The following is a 22,377-nucleotide window of genomic DNA, read 5'->3' as shown; positions in this document are numbered from 1 at the left end:
CTGATCTCCTGATTTACAGCAATAAACTGGTGTCACCATAACTAAAAAATCTGTATCTTTTTTCGATTGCTTCTTGATAAAGCATCATTGCTTGTTTGTGGCCGATAAAAGCTGAAACCAGCATGAGCAAGGTAGACTCAGGCAAATGAAAGTTAGTCATTAGCCCATCGCAAATCTTAAACTCATATCCTGGGTAAATAAAGATATCCGTATCTCTGCTGCATGCAGTTAATACTCCATTTTGTGCTGCACTCTCAAGACTACGCAAAGCAGTCGTACCGACTGCAATTACTCGATTTCCAGCTGCTTTTGTAGCGTGTACTGCGGCACATAATTCCGGGCTAATTGTGAATTGCTCACTATGCATTTTATGGTCTTTGATATGGTCACAACGAACGGGTCTAAATGTTCCTGCCCCTACATGCAAAGTGAGATAAGCTACAGCAACTCCCCTTGCTTGTAAGCTGGATAATACAGATTCATCAAAATGTAAGCCCGCAGTAGGTGCTGCAACAGAACCCTCATATTTTGCATAGACTGTTTGATAACGATCCTGATCCAAAATTTCATCATTTCGCGTAATGTAGGGGGGTAATGGAATATGACCTATTCCATTCAATAATTGCAAAACGTCCCTATTTGCTTTACATATAAATAAATCATCCTTTCTTTCAAGGACTTCGATTTCTCTATTTTGCTCTAATTTAATAATTGATCCAGGCTTTAATGCTTTACTGGCTTTAATATGAGCAAGAAAAGTAAATTCACCCGTAATACGTTCCACTAATAACTCAACTTTTCCGCCAGTAGTTTTATGACCGTAAAGTCGAGCAGGGATCACCTTGGAATCATTCATAACCAGTAAATCGCCAGGATTTAAAAAATCAGCTATTTCGCGAAACTGATAATGACCATATTCACCTTTTTGACGATTATAAGTTAAAAGACGCGAATCACTGCGCTTAGCTAAAGGATACTGTGCAATTAATTCCGGAGGTAAATCAAAGTAAAAATCCTGTTTATTCATAGGGCAACCTGAAAATAAATTGCCATCATTATACACGGAATGTAAACATTCATCATCTCTACTGCATAAAATATTGCCTGGAAATTAAAGCTGAATTTACAAATTGCTGCAAAGCCTGCCTTACTCTACTATGCGACGTCCCGCGGAAAAGCCACGCAACGTAGGCGGGAGTGTAAAGATAAAAAAATTAAAGAAGAGTGTATCCATAAACATATTACTTAATCGTTTTATTCGGATCCACTTCAGGCTTAGCTAACGATGTATCTGTTATTATTCGTTTGGCGCTGTATAGCCATTGAAGCCGTTGCTGCGGCTCCATAACCCTCTCTGGTGTGACTTGTTCGATTAATTCATCAAGCTTTCCTTTGCTCTCAGATGATATTGATAAATTTTTGACAACACCTCGAGCTTTTTCGATATCCTCTTTTTGGGGCGCTTTTAATACCAAAGATTCAAATTTTTCTATCATTTGTGTATAGCTTGGATGAGGATCAGATTTTGGAGTAACTCTTTGCGACAAACGAGGAGTATTGCCTAATAATGTTGCTTTTTTAGTTTGAGCAAAGCTTAAAGTTTCTCCCATTTTTTCTCTGGCACGATGCATTTCTGATCTTTGGGCTTGTAATACTTCTCTTAGAGTTAAGTGTTGTTCTTTGCGTTGAATTTGTTTTTGCAAATTTTCTTGTATCTTTTCCATAAAATTAAAGCGGGGAGTTTGAATGCGCTCTTTTTCTTGATCAAAATTTAGCTTAGCTTGCTCCCATTGATCCTGAGTCAATTTTTTAGGATCCATATCCTTAGGGATTAGAGCATATGAGCCATCATCTTTTTGAATCAGGCATTTTGCTTCCTCATGTTTGACAATAAAACGGGCTTGAGAAAAATCAAAAACTTGTTCCAATTTATCGTTAAGGAGTATTTTCTTATTTCTCATAACCTTTAACGCGGAAACCAATCCTTGTTCACGTAATTGTAAACCTTCTATTTCAGCGCCCAACGGTCCTGAAGTAGATTGCGATTTAAGTTCTTGTATTTTAGATCGTGTTTGTTCTAGAGCTAAACGAAATAATTCCTCATAGTTTATGGCTGTTTGGCTTAGGTGAGCTTGATGAAAATGGAGTTCATGCTCAATTGTTCTGATGTGTCGGCTAATACGGTTTCGTGCCATTTCCTGAGTATTAGGATCTTCAGATAGTGTATTTCTATGTAATGCCTCTTGTTCTCTATATCTTTCAAGATCTTGCATCAAAAGAGTACGTCTTCGTTCCATAAAAGCAGCAGGAGGTTCTTGAGGATGACTCAAAATAGGCAGTTCCAGATACTTATCCAGTATATCGATATGTGTATGAAGCTCGTCATGATAAGCTTCGATCTGCTCTTCTTCCTCTTCAATAGCAATCAATTCTTTTTCAACCTGATTTAATTGCTCTTCCAATTTATTCAGTTCTACATCTAAAGCGTGAATAGTCATAAGGTAGTTGGAGATCATAGCGTCTATAATTTCTATTTGAGAATGGCCAGAAATTGTTTCTTTATGTTCAGTATGTTTATCCTTTGTAAGGTGCCTTTCTATTTCCAGTCTAAATAGTTGATCCACATTTTTAGCTAAAGCTTCCCGCTCTGCAATTAATCCCATAAGAAGAAAAACTATATGTTGTCGCTTTCGTAGTACCTCTTCATTTTGTTCTCTGATCAATTGAATTTGATCCTCTTTTTTCATCAGTTCTCTAGCTATCATAGTAACTGCTTCTTTCCCCCCGGCAGTTTTAAGAAAATAAAACACCTCTGAGGCATTCTTTAGTCCAAAACGCGAAAGAAATTGAGTTGCTAAAGATGGAGTTGTTCCAGTATTGTTGGGGTCATTGTTCTTTTCAATATCTGCAAACCATTGCTGCAGTCGCCCCATCATAAGTGTTTGTTCTGCTTCATTTAGCTCTTGCCACATTGAAGCAACAGTTTCTGTTGTTCGCTTAGGAGTTTCCGATCGATTAGAAGCCATATAAGCCCCCCAGAAAAGCATCTTGATTAAATTATAGGCTATTTTGGCGGGAAAAACGGACGCACCACTAGGGGAACGCCCTATTTACTTAGTATTGTACACAGTTCAAAGAGGTTTAAAATTCAAGGTTCTTAATTTTTTTAGAAGATTTATTTGGTTTTTCGGGTTCGTTATTACAGAACCCAAAAAACTATACAAACCCACTTTGATTGAAAAATCTGCACGCAGCAGCTAATACACTACTAATTAGTACTAGAAAAGTTAAGAGTAGGATAAACAGGAAAACCAACCTGAGAGTCTAATAGATGATGCTCTTTTTCGGTTCTTTCTGGAGTTCCAGTAAATACTTGAGAATAAACCGGTGGCTCCTCTTTTTGCTTGGAACTACTCTTAGATTTATGTTGTGCACCCAACTCATTGGTCGACATCCAAGTATAGGACTCTGTCATTTGGGTGTGTTCCACTTTAGGCGGCACCGAACGACTTGAAACACAAGCATTCATTGCCCCTTTAACTGCCATACCCGACAAACCACCAATGAGTAAAAATGGAGACCACAATACAGAGCCTATAGATTTCATAACTCCTTTAAAACCCACTCCATCTTCATTTACAACATGCGCTTTAATCATATCAAACACGTTTTTGTCGCTGCTATAGCATTCTTTAGCACTTGAATATAAATAAGCTAAACCCAGAGCACCATAGAGTATCAGTGCACCGATCCCAAAAGTCGAAGCACTAAAAGCAATTGCACCTGCAGCACCCGCTCCAGCAGCAGTTAGAGAAGCCGTAGTTAAACTCATTGCACCAAGAGTCGAGCTCAGTATTGCCGCAACAACCACAATGGGCAAAAGAATAAAAAATCCAATAAATAAGATACGTCCACCACGGCCAGTAGAAGAATAACTGTGATGATGATTATGATGCGTTTGTTGATATCTATTGTATGAGCGACCAGTAGAACGGACCTCTACATGAGGTTTTTGTGAGGTCGTTACTTCAACATAGGGATTGTAGGGTGTTACCTTAGGATAGAGGGGTTGAGGTTCATGACCATGCTGATAAGAATCAAGAGTCACTCGATCATGATGATGTTGTTTGCTGGTGAATGCCACATTAGTCTCCTTTTTGATTTTTATTAAATTCCAAACTTTGACGCAAGAAGTATAAAAAAGAAAACTTAAGGTTTTATTAACAAAATTAATAAATCTTTACATAAAAATTACATTTCTTTACAGACTAACTATATGATGATTAACAAGAAAACAGATAGAATCCAGATTACCCCACTTGTTACATAAGGATACTGATACCCTTTGAATCTTTTTCTTCGTGAAAGAATATCAAGAATAAGAACTGGAACTACTGAAAGAAAAGTCAACATGAATATCAGTACCGCGGAGACCGCTCCCTGCTGAAAAGGCATGATACGCACTAGAAAATTCAGTATTTCATGCAACATTTCACGCAGATAAAAAATTGCCCACAAACACCAAAACGTAAACGTATAAATTAGCCAGGAAGCAGCAAACATGGGGATTAACAATTTAGCTCCTTTTATGGCAAAGAGCTTGTTAAAGGCTTTAATAAATTCCTCTGAAAAGAAAACCAGAATTGAACTTAAAAGAACAACCAAAGCCAGTGTTAATAACATTTATGTGTTCCTTTTCTCAACATCTTCTAATACTTCCCATCGCGTATAAAGTCGTGTTAGTAAATCCTCATCTTCGGCCAGACCTTGATTAATTTTTGTAATCAGCTGGGCATCTTGTTGGTAAAATTTGGGCTCAGCCATCTGTAAATGTAATTCGGCTATTTTTGCTTCTAGCTGTTCAATTTTTTTTGGTAATTGCGCCAGCTCACGTTGCTCATTAAAGCTTAATTTGTTTGTTACAGGATTTCTTTTCGCAACCGGTGTTTTTACTGTCTGCTCTCGCTGTTGTTGTTTTTTATGCATTTTATATTCATCATACCCCCCAACAAACTCATTAAATTGCCCAGCTTCTTCATAAACCAGAACACTGGTAACGACTTGATTAATAAATGCCCTATCATGGCTAATTAATATTAAAGTTCCAGGATAGTCAACTAACATACTTTCAAGGAGCTCTAAAGTTTCTATATCCAAATCATTGGTAGGTTCGTCCATTACTAACAAATTTACTGGTTTGGCAAGCAGTTTGGCTAATAATAATCTGTTTCTTTCTCCCCCAGAAAGTACTGAAACCGGTTGATTAAAACGTTCGGGTGAAAATAAAAAATCACGCAGATAACTGGCAACATGCTTTTGTTTGCCATTAATTGTTACATAATCCGCGCCATCACCCACATTAAACATAACGGTTTGATCTTCGTGCAATTGACGACGTAATTGATCAAAATAAGCCACGCTCAAAGAAGTACCCAGTTTTATTTGCCCAGAATCTGGTTCTAATTCCCCAAGCAATAGACGGACTAGAGTCGTTTTACCACATCCATTAGGTCCAATTATTCCAAGCTTATCCCCCCGAGTCAGTAGTAAGGAAAAATCACGTAAAATTGTTTTATCACCCAAATTATAGTTCACTTGGTTTGCTTCGATAACCACTGCACCCGAGCGAGTTACATCGAGAGAGAATGATTTGACCTTGCCCAATTGATTACGACGTGCCTTATATTCCTCGCGCAGTGCCTTTAATGCGCGAACTCGCCCCTCATTTCGGGTTCGTCGTGCTTTGATTCCTGTACGGATCCATGTCTCTTCTTCCGCCAGCTTTTTATCAAATAAATTATTTTGCTTTTGCTCGCTAAGACGAATGGATTCCCTTCGGTCCAGATAAGTTTCATAGTTACAATCATGCTGATACAGTTTTCCCCTATCAATTTCTACTATCCGGTTGGATACTTGACTTAAAAATTCCCTATCATGAGTAACTAAGAGTACAGCTCCTTTGAAACTTTTTAAGTAAGCTTCTAACCATTCTATTGCCTCAATATCCAAATGGTTGGTAGGCTCATCCAATAGTAATAAATCTGGAGTTGCAATAAGTGCCGCGCCCAGAAGCACACGCCGTTTCATACCACCTGACAAGTTATTCATGCGCTCGTTAGTGGATATGCCTAAACGACTGGCCATGGTTTCAATTTGTGGTAATTTATCCCAAGCATGTAAATTATCCATTTGTTGCTGGCACGAAACTAATTTATCCACATCACCCAACTGAGATAATTCATTAAAACGCGATAAAACCTCCCCTACTTCACCTAGGCTTTTCACTAGAAAATGATAGACTGATTCTTCTTCAGTAATTGGAACTTCCTGAGTCAATCCAGCGACTCGTAATCCAGAAAGCTGATTGATTTGACCGCCATCAGGAACTAAATCTCCTAATAAAAGTTTAAGCAAGGTGGACTTACCTGCTCCATTTCGTCCAACTAATGCAATACGATCCTGAGGTTGGATCTGCCAATCAGCATTATCCAATAACTGATTACCCGCAATATTGAGGGAGACACTATGAAGGGAAATAATACTCATAAATAAACTCTGATTATAAACGTGTAGCCTGAGTGCAGCGAGGTGAAACCCTGAAGATTGCAAACCAAATAAACCCGGGTTACAACTTTTTTATGCACCCCGGCTACCTTTCAATAAATTATTTCGAAGATAAAACCATTATACCATCCATCTCAACTTGAACACCACGTGGCAATGCAGAGACTCCTATCGCCGCTCTTGCTGGATATGGTGATGAAAAATAACGACTCATTGCTTCATTAATTAAAGGAAAATGACGCAAATCCGTAAGATAAACATTTAATTTCACTATATGTGCCAAGCTACCGCCTGCAGCCTCACAAACTGCGGACAAGTTTTCCAAAACCTGAGTAATTTGCAATTTAATATCTTCACTGCATAATTCCATAGTTACCGGATCAAGTGGTATTTGTCCTGAAAGATAAACTGTATCCCCACACTTAATGGCTTGTGAATAAGTTCCAATAGCTTCTGGAGCCAATTTTGTATTTACCGGTTGCATTAATTATCCCCTTGTTTTTTTCTATAAAGACGCATCACCACTTTATTTGCCCGTAACCTGCGCATTACCCGAGCCAAATGCGTTCTATCGATAACACTAATTGAAAATGTAACGGCATTATGTCGTCCATCTCGTGGATCCACATTGATATTACCTATATTGGATCCTGCTTCAGCAATTGCAGTTGCCAGAGCTGCCAAGACACCACGCTCGTTGACTACATCAACTGTAATATCAACCCAGTACTCACCTTCAACCTTCTCATCCCAACGTAAAGCAACAAATTGCTCTGGATTAGTTCGTGAATTTTTTAAAGTGGCGCAATCACTGCTGTGAACAATAATTCCTCGACCCTGTTGGAATTTCCCAACAATATTATCGCCAGGAATAGGCTGACAACACTCACCAAAATGAACCACCATTCCCTCTGTTCCTTTAATTGCCAAGGGACGTGTTTTAATTCCTTTATCCAGTTCATTAGTGTCTTGAGTTATTACCAATCTTTTGGCAATTACCATAGCCATTTGATTGCCTACGCCAATCGCATAGAGCAAATCATCCATCGCTTTATAATGTAAGTCACTTAATAGTGCTTGTAAGGATTCTGGCGGAATTTTTGCATAATCACTGGATAATTCGTTTAATGACTGCTCAAGAAGACGTTTTCCTAAACTAATTGATTCCGTATTTTGTTGACTCTTCAGAAAATGACGGATATTAGATCGCGCCTTTCCAGTAACTACAAAATTTAACCAAGTCGGGTTGGGATGAGCACCTTGTGCCGTAATGATCTCAACCGTTTGCCCATTAGATAAAGGAATACTTAATGGCACCAATTTTCTATTTACTTTCGCCGCAACACAACTATTACCCACTCCCGAGTGGACCGAATAGGCAAAATCAACCGGCGTCGCTCCTTTGGGTAACTCCATAATATGGCCTTTAGGAGTAAAAACATATACTTCATCTGGAAATAAATCGATTTTCACGTTTTCAATAAACTCTAACGAACTTCCAGTGCTGCGTTGCATTTCCAATAGACTTTGTACCCACTCTCTTGCACGCAGTTGCGCTTCGTTTACTTCAAGGCCAGACGATTTATAAATCCAATGTGCAGCTACTCCATTATCAGCGACCTTATCCATGTCACGCGTACGAATCTGTACTTCGAGAGGAACCCCAAAAGGCCCAAACAAAGTGGTATGCAGGGATTGATATCCATTGGCCTTAGGAATGCCAATATAGTCTTTAAAGCGTTGCGGGACAGGTTTATAAGTACAATGTAAGGCGCCTAAAATACGGTAACAGGAATCAATATCTTCAGTAATCACGCGAAAAGCAAAAACATCGGTAATCTCGGTAAATGAGGCTTTTTTCTGGCGCATTTTTTTATAAATACTGTATAAGTGTTTTTGTCTGCCGAATACTTGTTCATAAGGAATGTTTAATTGCGCTAAAGCCAGTTGCAAATCACGCTCAATTGTCTGGGTCAATTCACGTCGATTACCACGAGACTTTTCAACTGCTGATTTAATAGCTCTGTAACGCATAGGATATAAAGCCTGAAATCCTAAATCCTCAAGTCCTACATAAATCGAATGCATCCCCAAACGGTTCGCAATTGGGGCATAAATTTCCAGAGTTTCTATGGCTATACGTCTACGTTTTGCATAAGGCATTGCACCTAGCGTCTTCATATTATGCAAACGGTCGGCTAACTTAACTATAATGACACGGATATCTTTAACCATGGCCAAGACCATTTTACGGAAATTTTCCGCCTGGGCCTCTGCCTTTGATTCAAATTTGATTTTGGTCAGTTTGGTAACACCATCCACAAGGGAGGTAATTTCTTCACCGAATTGGCGTGTTAAATCATCTTTGCTCACTGAGGTATCTTCAACCACATCATGAAGCAAAGTCGCCATAATTGTTTGATAATCAAGACGCATTCGGGCGAGAATCAGAGCTGCGGCAACAGGATGAGTAATATAGGGTTCGCCAGAACGCCGCATCTGCCCTTGATGCGCTTTTTCAGCAACCAGATAGGCTTGGTAACATTTCTCTATTTGCGACTGCTCAAGATAGCATTTCAGCTCTTCATCGAGCTCCTTAAAGTAGCTCACGCAGTACTCCCTAGTATCTAACATGACCATACCCCTATACCCATAATTCACCTTATTTAAGGTGTCCCGTATAAATCACAATCCTTTATGATTCGTAGCTTGGGTGAAGTGAAACGAATCTGGGAAATTTTAGTCACTTAAAACTTGGGGCCATTTCACTTCACCCAAGCGACATCAATCTTTTTTCTTAGGCCCTCTGTTTACAATTCTAGTCTTTGGCTCAAAGCCTTGCTAATCTAACAAATTGTGAACAGGGGGCCATCCTCCAAATTATTCTTTATCCAAAATTTCTGGCGTAATTAAGCCTTCTGCTATTTCACGCAAAGCCACTACTGTAGGTTTATCATTTTCCCATTCAACCATAGGTTGATCTCCTCGAACTGCAATCTGACGCGCACGTTTAGTGGCCACCATAACCAGTTCAAATCGATTTGCAACGTTTTTTAAACAATCTTCAACTGTAACTCGCGCCATAATTCATTCTCCAGTAGCAAAACCTTGCATTTTACTGCGATGATAACAGGAAAGAAAGCAATTTTGATTGTTTATTTATCTGCCGCCCAATACGTAGACGGTTTGCAATCACAATTGCACCTAATTCCATCGCTGCTTTTTCAAAATTATCATTAACGATTAAATAATCAAACTCAGAATAATGACTCAACTCATCCTGCGCTTTTTTCATCCTGTCACTAATCACTTTGTCCTTATCTTGCCGTCTATTCAATAATCGTTGTTTTAAGGCATCCAATGACGGCGGGACAATAAAAATACTTACCGCATTCGGAAAGGAACGTCTAATCTGCTCTGCTCCTTGCCAGTCTATATCCAGAACCACATCAATGCCATTTTGCAAACGGTTAGTAATTTGCTCCATCGATGTTCCATATAAATGATTAAAGACTTGGGCATGCTCTAAAAAAGCACCATCATTAATCATATGTATAAATTGTTCTTCATCAATAAAAAAGTAATCCACTCCATGCTGTTCTCCAGGTCGCATCATTCGTGTTGTATGCGAAATGGATACTTCAATATCATCAAGAGTTTCAATTAACTTTTTTACTAAACTTGTTTTACCTCCCCCAGAAGGTGCTGCAACAATAAATAAATTACCCGAATAATCACCCACAATAATACTCACTCAATGTTTTGAATTTGCTCACGCATTTGCTCAATTAACACTTTCATTTCCACTGCACTCTGAGTCAATTCCACAGAGTCAGACTTTGAGCTTAGCGTATTCGCCTCCCTATTTAATTCTTGCATCAAAAAATCAAGACGCCTGCCTGCTATTTTATCGCAATTTAGTATCCGATTCACTTCATCAAGATGAGTCTGTAATCTATCTAATTCCTCGCTAACATCAATACGAGTCAAAATCAAAGCAATTTCCTGCTCTACACGCGCTTCCTGAACTTCAAGTTTCACTGAGTGCAATCGGGTCAATAGCTTGTCTTTCACTTGTTCTGTTTGCATTAATACTATCGATCGAGCCCTCTTAATCTCTTGACCTAATTCACTTAATCGTCCTTCCACATGTGCTTTTAATGCGCTCCCCTCTGTGGCGCGCATTTGCCTTAGCTGCTCGACTGCCTCATTAAACAAGGAAAGTGCATGTTCTCCTAACACCTCCACATCGGGCATACTTGCTTGAATCACGCCAGGCCAGGACAGGACACGACTAACACCTAAATCATTCGGCAAATGGTGCGACTCAGCAAGCTTCCCACTTAAATTCACTAATGCATTTACCATGCCTATATTTATAAGCATAGACTGATTATTAGCACTTGTGTCTTGATATTTCAGCTGACACTCCAATTTTCCGCGATTGATCTTATCGCGCAGCAAATGGCGCAATTGTGGCTCTATAAATCGGAACGATTCAGGCAAACGAAATGAAACATCTAAATATCGATGATTAACAGACTTAATTTCCCAACAAAAATGACCTTCTTCGATTTGCTTTTGCACCCGCGAGAAAGCCGTCATACTTTGAAGCATATAGATACCAATAAAAAAATCCTACCTTGCGCGAATATACTCCAATTTAAAGCAATTGGACAGAGACAATCTGCCTGGAGGTGATATCAGCTCATAAATTCAAGTGATCAATTTTACACCAATTTGATAATTAATTAAATATAAAGATAAAATATTCTCATGAAAATTAAATATAAATCAGCTAATTGTCCCGAGTTATTTCTTCAATCTGGGACTAAATAATTTACTTATTTTGGCGAAGAGATTGATTTTCTTTGCTGATTTTGGGACAAAAGTTCGTCCATCTTCTCATTCATCCAACTCATGAGTGTTATCCCTCGATACAATACTTGTGGATTTAACCTAAAAGACCCCCTTTTTGCATCAGTGTTTTTATCGATCACAAAGGATGGTCAACAAACACTTCAAAAGCTCCAGTAATACTTCCTGAGACAATGCTAGGGATTAACGATTATGCATTTTTATCACATCACACATACTTTAGGATGCATCGTGAGAAGTTAAGCGTTATAATTCTTAATTTTATCGAGGATTATCTAATGCGCCCAAGTAATCGAGAAGCCAATCAATTACGTTCTGTTAAATTAACCAGAAACTATACAAACCATGCTGAGGGCTCAGTTCTTGTTGAATTTGGACAGACCAAAGTATTGTGTAATGCATCGGTAACTGACGGAGTTCCCCGTTTTATTAAAGGAAAAAATCAAGGTTGGGTTACCGCTGAATACGGTATGCTCCCGCGCGCAACGCACAGTCGCACGGAACGAGAAGCAAGCAAAGGCAAACAAGGCGGCAGAACCATGGAAATCCAGCGTCTCATTGGTCGCTCGCTAAGAGCTTGTGTCGATTTAAAATTCCTGGGCGAAAATACGATAACTTTAGACTGCGATGTAATTCAGGCTGATGGGGGTACAAGAACAGCGGCTATTACAGGCGCCTGTGTCGCGATGAGAGATGCAATAAACTGGATGGTAGAGCGAGAAAAAATACGTAAAATGCCGGCATTTAATTTTATCGCTGCAGTTTCTGTGGGACTCTATCGCGGCCAGGCTGTAATTGACTTGGATTATGCTGAAGACGTACTTGCCGAAACCGACATGAATATCGTCATGAATGAAGCAGGACATTTCATAGAAATTCAAGGTACTGCCGAAGACAAACATTTTAATCGTGATGAATTAAACAATATGCTTGCACTTGCTGAAATGGGTATTCCTCAATTAATTGAATTACAAAAAAATGCGTAAACGCACCTAACTAACTTAAGGAATATATTCTGGCACCAAAATGTAGGCGGGGCTTTTACAGCCCAGCCTATATGCCTGGATTTCCTTAAGTCAGTACCATTGCTTAAATCTACCTTCAAGCAAATATTAAAGGGACCTAGAACAAAAATAAGTAAAACATTTAAGCACTCTCCAGACTACGGGAGGGAACTCTTTAAAATAAAGCCTTATCAATTGCCATATCACGTGCGGTATGAGTAGAAATTATATTTTTTTTCACCAGTTCAGTTAAATGCTGATCTAAGGTTTGCATGCCTTTTGCCTGACCTGTTTGGATAGAAGAATACATTTGTGCCACTTTATCTTCACGAATTAAATTTCGTATCGCACCGGTACAAATCATAATTTCCAAAGCAGCAACTCGCCCACCACCATTTTTCTTCAATAAGGATTGCGCGACTACAGCCTGCAGTGATTCAGATAACATCGAACGCACCATGGATTTTTCCTCAGCGGGGAACACATCAATGATCCTATTGATGGTTTTGGTTGCAGAATTAGTATGTAAGGTGCCAAAAACTAAATGCCCGGTTTCCGCGGCGGTCATTGCTAAACGAATCGTTTCCAGATCGCGTAACTCGCCCACCAAAATCACATCAGGATCCTCACGTAATGCAGAACGTAAAGCAGCATTAAAGCTCAGTGTATCTCGATGAACCTCGCGTTGATTTAACAAACATTTTTTGCTTTGATGTACAAACTCTATAGGATCCTCCACAGTTAAAATGTGATCATAACGATTTGAGTTGATGTAATCGATGATGGCAGCCAGAGTCGTGCTTTTTCCTGATCCTGTTGGACCAGTAATAAGTACCAATCCTTTAGGATAACTGGCCATTTCTTCAAAAATAGCCGGTAATCCTAAATCATTCATACTTAAAATTTCAGAAGGAATAGTACGAAAAACAGCTGCTGCCCCACGCAGTTGATTAAATACGTTCACCCTAAAACGGGCTAGATTAGTTATTTCAAAAGAAAAATCAGTTTCCAAAAATTCTTCAAATTCTTTCCTTTGCCGGTCATTCATCACATCATAGATGATTTTTATTACCTCTTTATGTTCCAAGGCTGGTAAATTGATTTTGCGCAAATCGCCATCCACACGAATCATTGGAGGTAATCCTGCAGAAAGATGCAAATCTGATGATTTATTTTTTACTGAAAACGCCAATAGTTCTGCTATATCCATTGCTTAATTCGTCCTGATTATTAATCAATAATAGGTTGAACCCTTAGTACCGTCCAACCACAAAATTATGATGCTATTAGATTAACTCACGAAGTGATACTCGGCAAATAGTGTTTCTTTTGCTATTGTTAAGGTTTGTACATATACCTAAATAATCATGAGTCTTCAGCAAAATCTATATCAAATAAAACAATTAATTAGGCAATCTGAACAGGATTTTGGCAGAGAACCCGGGGGCGTTCTATTACTTGCTGTCAGCAAACAACAAAGTATCGAGGCGATTAGCCAATTATTTCATCTTGGAGTTATCCATTTTGGAGAAAGCTATTTCCAGGAAGCACAACAAAAAATAAATGCATTAAAAAACATGCCTATATGCTGGCATTTCATTGGCCCCATTCAAAGCAATAAAACCAAAGGGATTGCCACTTCATTTAGTTGGGTTCACAGTGTTAGCCGCTTGAAAATCGCCCAGTATCTCAATGAGTATCGTCCAACTCATTTAGATCCACTCAACATCTGTTTACAAATTAGTTTAGTAGATGAAAAAACAAAATCAGGAATTCCTCCTGAAGATGCTGCTGAACTGGCTTTGGCAATCAGTCAACTTCCTCACCTCAAGTTAAGAGGTTTGATGACTATCCCGCCCCCCCAACTAGATACACAAACACAATATGACCTATTTATTCAACTCAATCAACTCATGCATGCACTAAATCAGGAGCTCGGACTCAATATGGATACATTATCCATGGGAATGAGCGATGATTTAGTCCCTGCGATTAAAGCAGGAACTACTATAGTACGTGTTGGCCGGGCATTATTTGGTGAGCGACAAAAATAAAGCGACGCGATATAATCCAAATAAGTCAGTTGTAATAAATGCAGGATAGGGGAAAATATGTCTGGTCTTATTGCCGTAACACTATTTATTGTTTCTTTATTTTTTTCACTAGTTATTTTCAGTTTATGGCTTCGCATCGCGCTTCGTTATTTACGTGTCAGCGCACTTCATCCCGTAAGCCAACTTATTTATAAAGTAACTAACCCTATAGTCAACCCAATTCAACTGATATCAAAACAGCCTTATAAACCCGGACAAAAATATGATATCCCAGCCATTATCACCTTGGTTTTAGTTGAACTACTAAAAATTATCTGCATTAGCCTCCTTGCCTTAAATGGAATAATCCCGATTGTATTCATATTCATTTATATAATTGCTGACTTAATCATTCAACCTTGCGATATTTTATTTTATGCCATACTTATCCGGGTCATCATGAGCTTTATCAATCCAGAATGGCAAGGTCCAATTGCTGACTTCTTACGTTTGTTAACAGAACCTTTGCTAAGACTCGGTAGAAAGATTATCCCGGATATTTCTGGTTTTGATTTTTCTCCTTTTATCATCCTGGTTTTATTGAAAATTATTACCTTATTCATTAACGCAAATCTGCCCTGGAGATTATTATAAAAGCGGCTATACTTAATTTTAAGCAGAGGATTATCAGGATTGAATTATGAAATTGACGTTCCTCAGTAGCACTGGCTTAGGATTAATCCTTTTACCTTTTAGTTTATTTGCTGATACTCAATCTTATTATTGCCCACAAAACCACGGGTACATTAATTTAGGAATGACACCTGATGAAGTAATAGCAGCATGTGGCCAACCAGTGAGCCAACAAGAGTCAAATCAACCTCTTATACAAAAAATTCCCATGCAACAGCTCATTTATAATAATATGGGAACTCAAACCGCCTTTTACGGAGTATGGAACGTCCCCACCGGCAGCGGCGGCGCAACATTGGAAGTCGATGTTGTAAATCAAAAAGTACGTTCTATTAAATTAAATGGCTCAGATAGTAATGCGGTATCTATTTGTCAGGGAGCAAACATTCAGGCAGGGGATCCAGTACAAAAAGTGTATTATTCCTGTGGTTCTCCTTCTATGGTAAATAATACGTTTATCAATGAAGTTGTCCCAACAGCGGAAAAACCTCAAGTTTGGCTCTATCAGCCTGGGGAGTACCAACCTGCCGTTACCATGACTTTTGTTAATGGTAAATTGCAATCCATTCAATAGTCCGCAAAATGTGATCGGATGTATCATTACTTAATTCATTCTGTTCTCTATTTTTTCGCAAATCACAGTTCAACACTATGGCAAGTTAAAAAAATAAGATAAACTCTCAAAATTTTAGGGCAGAACTCTATTTAAATTGATGAGGCCACTGCTTTTTTTGGACTACTTATTGAGGTACGTTTTGAAATGACTGCAAGCATAGATGAAATCACTGTTGCATTTAGTGAAAATGGGACAGACACCGTTAAAGAGCTGGATAAGAAGGTATTGAGTAAAGGCGCCTGGACTACGATTATGTTTAAGTATCAGGATTGGGATAACGCCCAAAATGATTATGGACCCGTTAAATTTTCAATTCGACGTTATCAAAAACGGAATAATCAATATTGGCAAAAATCCAAATTTAATATATCCAGCGAGGATCAAGCACAGAAAATTATTGATATTCTCAGCGATTGGTTAAAATAATTGTTACATTGAAGCAATTTTGTTATTAAATTTTTTAAAATAAATATACTCTATCTCCCAGATTAAAATTTTATTTCTGCACCTACAGATGTATCTCGATATAAGTGTCTATAAATAAAAGACTTTTTTTCATCGCCAGCCTCAATAAAGCAAGCAAAATTCTGGGAGTTTTTGCTCAATTTGGGCACCCTTGTGCCCATAAAATAATCCTCACGATTTTTTTTTGTTCTAATTATTCATTTTTCTTAAGGTTCAGTTAATTTTTGCTCCTTATAATACAAATCCTATTTAACAATTGACTTAAAGTATTATCATGCAGACTAAAAAAGAAACTCAAACTCCTAAAACAGGACAAAAAACTACGACACCTATATGGTCTTTACCCATAGTACCCATTCCAGGATTAACAATGCCCCTGGACGTAGTAAAACAAAAACTACAAGCTTCAAAAACTGGGCAAAAACCTGGTGCTTCACCGGTATGGAATTTTCCAAACCTAACCCCTGCTCCATGGTTTCCTGATCTAAGCAAGATGCCATGGTTCAGCACACCGTTCGATATAGTAAAGCAAAGAATGCAAACTCCAAAAGTGAAACAACAATCTGGAACTACGCCAGTATGGAGTATGCCCAATTTCTTTCCTACTTCATGGTTCATCACTCCACTTGATGTGGTAAAACATAATTTACAAAGCCAAAAATCCGGGAAAAAAACTACGCCTTCACCGGTATGGGATTTACCTAGCTACGCTTGGTCATTCGTACCATCAAAGGAAACAGTGCACCAACAACTTTGGAATGGAACAAACTTTGCAACCGTTGCATTAGCAACAAGCTTAAGCATCGTAGCTGTTCAAAGTCCGGTAAAAACGATGTTAGTTAATTTATCCAAGAGCGGTACAATGATACCTCCTTATACAGGAGGAATATGGAGTGTCGCAAAACTATTGTATGCTGGAACTGGAGCTTCAATTTCAGGATCATTAGTTCGAACTGGTTACGTTACCGGCGCTAAAGGTGGAAGCAAACCATTAGAAGAAGGGGCACATGAGATCGGTAAAGAAGAGGGTAAAAAATACGCTATTAGTTACAGTTATGTTATGGCAATGGCTTTAGGCGATATCCTGGTAACCCAGATACCTGAATCATTGTCTACCTTGAAAAAAGTTCCAGGTCTACTCCCTACTGATTTTGTATGGAAAACTCCTAATAACGCATGGAAACTAATGATGGGCGGATTTATACCCAGATATGGTTCTGGAATGGTTAATTTTGCTGCTTTATGTGTGCTTGAAGAAGGAATAGCAAAAAGCTTGCCGATTCAAGATAAAAACGTAGCTCATTTCACTTCTGGAATGTTCAGTGGTATGGCTGCTGCCTTTTTCTCTTATCCGTTTACATCATTTAAAGATTATGCACTGGTACAATCTACAGTTAAAGATGGACATCTGCACAATGCAAGCACAATTAAATTAACCAAAGAGTTATTTTACTGCTTCATCAGCAATCCAGAAGCTTCATTAAAAACTTTTGGATCAATGGCTCTTAAACAAGTTCCCATGCGAATGGGCTTAACAGGGGTTATCTTTGCTCTGGTTGCTGGTGTTGGTGAAACTCTGGGTTCGGAACCACTGGCAAAAGTTGTTTCAGAAAAATATCAACCCACTTCACCAGGGAAATCCAAGCACAGTATGTTTGGGGGCAAACAAACAACTCCTCGTATTGAAGAGGTTCAAGAAACTAATGAAAAGGAAAAAGACACTGGTAGCAAACCACAATAGTGTTTAGGAAAAATTGCATAGAGCAAACTTATTAAATTTTATAAAATAGTTTGCTCTATGCAAAAATAGTGTATTATAGAGAGCTGCAATGCATAATTTTAAGCCATATATTGCAGCTTTTAACACTATTAAAAAGGATGATAAAATGATGTCACGTCTTGGGATGTTCTTCAAACCAGTTCTTGAAACCACAGCTTATTCTATTGGCGCAGCTACAGTAGGTAGTAGTATTTATCACGCCGGAACTTATATTAACAAAAAAGCAAAAAAACAAGAGCAAGGACAAGAGCAAAGTAAAAATGATATAAATGTTTCTCTTGAAAATGATAGTGAACTGCATGCATCCGGACCAGGGATGAAAATTGGATTTTAATCCCATCATTTATCGTTATGAATGATCTCAAAGATCGGTGTAGTTAAATTAGATTTATCAACACCGATCCAAATTTGTCTTACAAAAAACCAAAAGAAATTATACCCATTCCAAACCTGGATGAGAACGTTCGAAGTATTTCTGAACCATTTCCTCTGAAACTAAATCCAAACGCGCTGGATGCCATTGAGGATTTTTATCCTTATCAATCAATAACGCCCTGACTCCTTCATAAAAATCATAATCATGCATAAAATGACTTACGATGTCATAGTCGGTTTGCAGGCATTGTGCTAAAGAAAGCCCCTTTGCCTTTTGTAATTGAGCTAACGTAACTTTAAGGCTCAGGGGAGATTTTTGGGCTAGAGTATTATCAACTGCTTCAGCCCATACTGTGTTGGCGCTTTGTAGGGAGGCGCGAATCATTTCAATTGTTGGGTGCGCAAAACAAACATCAATCAATGGCTTAATTTGACTGACCTCCTCAGTAGCAGGTACAACAGAAAAGCGCTGCAAACATTGATTGACACGTTCAAAAGCATCTATTGATAAATCTTCATTCATTAATGCATCATACAAAGCAGGCATTTGTTCCGAAGACACTATTTTTTTAACCAATCCAGCTTTCACCGCATCGTGTGCACCAAGACGATTCCCGGTCAAGCCTAAGTAAGTACCCAAATATCCCGGACACCGTGTTAGTAAATAGCTTGCACCAATATCAGGAAAAAAACCGATACCTGTTTCAGGCATAGCGAATACGAAACGTTCGCTGGCTATAGGATGACTTCCATGCATGGAAATCCCTACCCCTCCTCCCATAACAATGCCATCAATTAGAGAAATGTAAGGTTTACTAAAATGGTGAATAAAATGATTTAATCGGTATTCGTGCCAAAAAAATTGCATTTGCTCTGCATCATTTACTTGTCCGGAAAAATAAAGCGAACGTATATCTCCTCCAGCACAAAATGCATTTCCTGAGGCAGCACGCACGACTATCGCATGAATCGTATCGTCGTCTTTCCAAAGACTTAACTGTCTTTGTATATTGAGAATCATATTTAAAGTCAGTGCATTTAGCGCGCTGGGTCTATTTAATGTAATAACGCCCAATGAACCTTCTTGATTAAAAAGTACTTCATCAGTCATGATTATCTTCCTTCGAACTCAGCTGCTCGTTTATCCAAAAATGCAGTTACCCCTTCTTGTTTATCTTCAGAAGCACATACTTTAGCAAAGTGAATTGCTTCCAGATGCAAGGCCTCGGTTAAAGGCAAATCATAACCATGATCAATAACCTCGATAACACTTGCAACCGCAAGAGGGGCCATACTCAAAATTCCACGCAATAATGTTTTTCCATGCTCCAACAAAGCCTCAGGTTCTACAATATCACTCACCAATCCCCAATGTAATGCCATTTCTGCATTAATAAATCGTCCGGTCAAACATAAATCTAAAGCACGTCCTTTACCGATTAAACGGGCCAATCGTTGTGTGCCGCCATAGCCAGGAATAACCCCCAATTTTACTTCTGGTTGACCGAATTGAGCTTTAGTTGAAGCGATTCTTAATGTTGCAGAAATTGCTAATTCACACCCGCCACCAAAGGCAAATCCATTTACTGCAGCTAATGAAGGCTTACCTAAAGTTTCTAAAAGACGGAAGACCTCTTGTCCACGACAAGCAAATTCATATCCTGTTTGTGCAGTACATTCAGCCAATCGGTTAATATCTGCGCCGGCACAAAAGGCTTTACCCTGGCCAGTAATTATTAATGCCTTAACTTTTGGATTTATTTTTGCATAATGGAATAATTCTTCTAAAGCATCTAATACTTCGGAGTTTAAAGCATTTAACTTTTCGGGTCTGTTCAAAGTTAAAGTCAAAATTCCCTGGCTATCTAAATCTTGTTCAATTAAATTCATTTCATTACTCCTTTTCTGTAAGAACATACCGTAGCCTGGGTGCAGCGAAGCGGAACCCGGGATAGTATGCAGCGCTAAAACCCGGGTCCCGCTTCGCTGCACCCAGGCTACAAACTCCAAGCACATCAATCAACACAAAAAGTGCTCCTCATCCAAAGTTGCCTTCGCTACAATTTCTCGCATGATTTCATTAGTGCCTTCAAGAATTTGATGCACTCGCAAGTCCCTGAATATTCGCTCAATTTGATAATCACGTAAATAACCATATCCCCCATGGATTTGCATTGCTTTGTCACAAATACGGAAGGCAACGTCCGTAGCCAAACGTTTCGCCATGGCGCAATATAGAGGGACTTGAGAATCATTTTTATCCATCGCATTTGCTGCTCGATAAACCATTAAACGCGCTGCTTCGTAATCGGTAAGCATATCGGCAAAATAAAAACGTAATGCTTGCATCTCGGTGAGCGGTTTACCAAATTGTTTACGCTCATGCATATAGTTTTGAGTTAAGCGTAAGCAAGCAAGGGCACCTCCTAATGAGCATGAGGCAATATTTATCCGCCCTCCATTTAAAGCATTCAATGCAATTTTAAATCCCATGCCTTCATCACCCACACGATTGGCAATGGGTACGCGGCAATTTTCAAAATACACCATACAGGTAGGTTGACTATGCCATCCCAATTTTTTCTCTAATTTCCCAAAACTTAATCCCGGCGTATTTTTTTCAATTAACAAGCAACTTATCCCATGATGCGACTCATCACCAGTACGAACCATACATAAATATACATCACTTACTGAACCACCCGAAATAAAGGCTTTGGAGCCATTAAGAACATAATAGTCTCCATCTATCACAGCCTTGGTTTTTAAAGAGGCAGCATCAGAACCGGATTCAGGTTCTGTCAAACAATAACTCCCGAACACCTCCATGGAGGTTAATTTAGGTCCCCACTTCATTCGTAACTCAGCATCAGCATATCGATCAATTAAAGAAGTAACCATATTATGAATGGAAAGATAAGCACTTGTACTGATACAACCTGTTGCTAATTGTTCAAACAATAATGCGGAGTCTAACCGTGTTAATTGTGCCCCACCAATATCCTCACGCGCCATCATCCCAGCCATTCCTAATGCGGCGGCCTCACGTAACACCTCCATGGGAAAATAATGATGCTCATCCCAATTATCAGCCATAGGAGCCAATTTCTCGCGCGCAAAATCAGCTGCCATCTCACGAAAGGCCAAATGTTCTGCTGTGAATTCAAAATCCATAAACTGTCCTTAGAAAATTTATTCAAATGTATTATTATTGCGAATTTTTATCCTCCATGAAAGAGATATGCTTCGAAAATTACCTAGAACATTTTATGAACGTGATACAATTAGTGTTGCCAAAGAGCTTTTAGGGAAATACCTTGTCCATAACCAATCCGGACTTGAATATATAGGAAGAATTGTTGAAGTAGAAGCGTATCTAGGACAACATGATCTCGCCTCCCATTCCTCTAAAGGCCTTACCCCAAGAACGAAAGTCATGTTTGGTCCAGCTGGATATGCCTATATCTATTTAATTTATGGGATGTATTATTGTACCAATGTCGTTACAGAAACTGAGGGTACAGGTTCTGCAATCTTGTTACGAGGTGTTGAACCCATCAAAAACATTCAAGGAAGAACGCAAGGGCCCGGATTGCTCTCCAAAGCAATGCATATAGATAAACAATTGAACCAATGTGATTTAACCGGTGATATTTTTTACATTGCAGAAGCAGAAAACCAAAGTCCGTTTACCATTGTTGAAAAACCAAGAATTGGGGTTCATTATGCAAAAGATTGGGCAGAAAAATTACTGCGTTTTTATATAAAAGATAATGCTTTTATTTCCAAACCCTAATCCTTAAAAAAACAGTAGATCTCGTAGTGGGAATGACTGGTGTGTCTGAATTTTAAAGAGTTTTTTAAATTTTTTTTGACGAAGGCATAGCTACTGCTATTGGAAAAAAACTCTTTAAAATTCAGTGCAATAGGCATTCGTGCTAGAGATCTACTGCTTTTTTAAGGATAATG

22 protein-coding genes are annotated in these 22,377 nt (G+C 38.7%); 8 read left to right on the top strand and 14 right to left on the bottom strand.

Going from position 1 to position 22,377, the window contains the following annotated elements; translation table 11 throughout:
* Positions 1-13 precede the first annotated feature (13 nt).
* From queA to FOLKNPGA_RS05900, 10 genes are all read right to left on the bottom strand, one after another.
* Entirely contained in the window at positions 14-1,027 is a 1,014-nt protein-coding gene (gene queA / locus FOLKNPGA_RS05945) for a tRNA preQ1(34) S-adenosylmethionine ribosyltransferase-isomerase QueA (protein ID WP_182352129.1), read from the bottom strand.
* 214 nt (positions 1,028-1,241) lie between these two features.
* Entirely contained in the window at positions 1,242-3,026 is a 1,785-nt protein-coding gene (locus tag FOLKNPGA_RS05940) for a hypothetical protein (protein ID WP_182352128.1), read from the bottom strand.
* Between the two features lie 242 nt (positions 3,027-3,268).
* Positions 3,269-4,144, bottom strand: coding sequence for a hypothetical protein (locus FOLKNPGA_RS05935; RefSeq protein ID WP_182352127.1), 876 nt, complete (start codon positions 4,142-4,144; stop codon positions 3,269-3,271).
* Between the two features lie 128 nt (positions 4,145-4,272).
* Entirely contained in the window at positions 4,273-4,683 is a 411-nt protein-coding gene (locus FOLKNPGA_RS05930; RefSeq protein WP_182352126.1) for a hypothetical protein, read from the bottom strand.
* Positions 4,684-6,546 (bottom strand): ATP-binding cassette domain-containing protein, encoded by a 1,863-nt coding sequence (locus tag FOLKNPGA_RS05925; RefSeq protein WP_182352125.1) that lies wholly within the window; start codon positions 6,544-6,546, stop codon positions 4,684-4,686.
* Between the two features lie 118 nt (positions 6,547-6,664).
* Entirely contained in the window at positions 6,665-7,048 is a 384-nt protein-coding gene (locus FOLKNPGA_RS05920; RefSeq protein ID WP_182352124.1) for a RidA family protein, read from the bottom strand.
* Positions 7,048-9,198, bottom strand: coding sequence for a bifunctional GTP diphosphokinase/guanosine-3',5'-bis pyrophosphate 3'-pyrophosphohydrolase (spoT, locus tag FOLKNPGA_RS05915; protein WP_370529189.1), 2,151 nt, complete (start codon positions 9,196-9,198; stop codon positions 7,048-7,050). Before spoT ends, FOLKNPGA_RS05920 begins: the two co-directional genes overlap by 1 nt.
* Positions 9,199-9,444: 246 nt before the next feature.
* Positions 9,445-9,648 (bottom strand): DNA-directed RNA polymerase subunit omega, encoded by a 204-nt coding sequence (gene rpoZ / locus FOLKNPGA_RS05910; protein ID WP_010653170.1) that lies wholly within the window; start codon positions 9,646-9,648, stop codon positions 9,445-9,447.
* 31 nt (positions 9,649-9,679) lie between these two features.
* A complete protein-coding gene (gene gmk, locus FOLKNPGA_RS05905) occupies positions 9,680-10,309 on the bottom strand; it encodes a guanylate kinase (protein ID WP_182352775.1) in 630 nt (209 codons plus the stop codon).
* Positions 10,310-10,314: 5 nt separating this feature from the next.
* Positions 10,315-11,181, bottom strand: a complete 867-nt coding sequence (locus FOLKNPGA_RS05900; RefSeq protein WP_182352122.1) for a YicC/YloC family endoribonuclease — start codon at positions 11,179-11,181, stop codon at positions 10,315-10,317.
* 539 nt (positions 11,182-11,720) lie between these two features.
* Here FOLKNPGA_RS05900 and rph point away from each other — a divergent pair.
* The gene (rph, locus tag FOLKNPGA_RS05895; RefSeq protein WP_182352121.1) at positions 11,721-12,428 is read left to right on the top strand and encodes a ribonuclease PH; all 708 of its coding nucleotides are present in this window, start codon (positions 11,721-11,723) and stop codon (positions 12,426-12,428) included.
* A gap of 193 nt (positions 12,429-12,621) precedes the next feature.
* Here the strand turns inward: rph and FOLKNPGA_RS05890 are convergent, their stop codons facing one another.
* Positions 12,622-13,656: a type IV pilus twitching motility protein PilT gene (locus tag FOLKNPGA_RS05890; protein ID WP_182352120.1), complete on the bottom strand. Its 1,035-nt coding sequence runs from the start codon at positions 13,654-13,656 to the stop codon at positions 12,622-12,624.
* Between the two features lie 157 nt (positions 13,657-13,813).
* Here FOLKNPGA_RS05890 and FOLKNPGA_RS05885 point away from each other — a divergent pair, with 157 nt between their 5' ends.
* The 6 genes from FOLKNPGA_RS05885 (at position 13,814) to FOLKNPGA_RS05860 (ending at position 18,367) form a co-directional block, all read left to right on the top strand.
* On the top strand, positions 13,814-14,500 hold the full coding sequence (locus tag FOLKNPGA_RS05885) for a YggS family pyridoxal phosphate-dependent enzyme (RefSeq protein WP_182352119.1): 687 nt from the start codon (positions 13,814-13,816) through the stop codon (positions 14,498-14,500).
* A gap of 57 nt (positions 14,501-14,557) precedes the next feature.
* Complete coding sequence (locus tag FOLKNPGA_RS05880) at positions 14,558-15,133, top strand: YggT family protein (protein ID WP_182352118.1); 576 nt, start codon at positions 14,558-14,560, stop codon at positions 15,131-15,133.
* 46 nt (positions 15,134-15,179) lie between these two features.
* On the top strand, positions 15,180-15,746 hold the full coding sequence (locus FOLKNPGA_RS05875) for a DUF2845 domain-containing protein (RefSeq protein WP_182352117.1): 567 nt from the start codon (positions 15,180-15,182) through the stop codon (positions 15,744-15,746).
* 186 nt (positions 15,747-15,932) lie between these two features.
* The gene (locus FOLKNPGA_RS05870) at positions 15,933-16,214 is read left to right on the top strand and encodes a hypothetical protein (RefSeq protein ID WP_182352116.1); all 282 of its coding nucleotides are present in this window, start codon (positions 15,933-15,935) and stop codon (positions 16,212-16,214) included.
* A gap of 313 nt (positions 16,215-16,527) precedes the next feature.
* Positions 16,528-17,994: a hypothetical protein gene (locus tag FOLKNPGA_RS05865; protein WP_182352115.1), complete on the top strand. Its 1,467-nt coding sequence runs from the start codon at positions 16,528-16,530 to the stop codon at positions 17,992-17,994.
* A gap of 88 nt (positions 17,995-18,082) precedes the next feature.
* Positions 18,083-18,367 (top strand): hypothetical protein, encoded by a 285-nt coding sequence (locus FOLKNPGA_RS05860; protein ID WP_182352114.1) that lies wholly within the window; start codon positions 18,083-18,085, stop codon positions 18,365-18,367.
* A 99-nt stretch (positions 18,368-18,466) separates the two neighbouring features.
* Here FOLKNPGA_RS05860 and FOLKNPGA_RS05855 read toward each other — a convergent pair whose 3' ends face one another.
* The 3 genes from FOLKNPGA_RS05855 to FOLKNPGA_RS05845 form a co-directional block, all read right to left on the bottom strand.
* On the bottom strand, positions 18,467-19,519 hold the full coding sequence (locus FOLKNPGA_RS05855; protein ID WP_182352113.1) for an enoyl-CoA hydratase/isomerase family protein: 1,053 nt from the start codon (positions 19,517-19,519) through the stop codon (positions 18,467-18,469).
* Positions 19,520-19,521: 2 nt separating this feature from the next.
* Positions 19,522-20,298: an enoyl-CoA hydratase/isomerase family protein gene (locus FOLKNPGA_RS05850; RefSeq protein WP_182352112.1), complete on the bottom strand. Its 777-nt coding sequence runs from the start codon at positions 20,296-20,298 to the stop codon at positions 19,522-19,524.
* A 129-nt stretch (positions 20,299-20,427) separates the two neighbouring features.
* On the bottom strand, positions 20,428-21,582 hold the full coding sequence (locus FOLKNPGA_RS05845; protein WP_182352111.1) for an acyl-CoA dehydrogenase family protein: 1,155 nt from the start codon (positions 21,580-21,582) through the stop codon (positions 20,428-20,430).
* A gap of 67 nt (positions 21,583-21,649) precedes the next feature.
* Here FOLKNPGA_RS05845 and FOLKNPGA_RS05840 point away from each other — a divergent pair, with 67 nt between their 5' ends.
* Positions 21,650-22,204 carry a DNA-3-methyladenine glycosylase gene (locus tag FOLKNPGA_RS05840; protein ID WP_182352110.1) on the top strand — a complete coding sequence of 185 codons (555 nt, stop codon included), beginning with the start codon at positions 21,650-21,652 and terminating at the stop codon, positions 22,202-22,204.
* Positions 22,205-22,377: the final 173 nt, after the last annotated feature.

It is taken from the genome of Legionella sp. PC1000 (assembly GCF_014109805.1).
In the GTDB taxonomy this organism is placed as follows: Bacteria; Pseudomonadota; Gammaproteobacteria; order Legionellales; family Legionellaceae; genus Legionella; species Legionella resiliens.
Note: the sequence above shows the minus strand (reverse complement) of the source record. Positions and strands in the feature narration are given on the sequence as shown.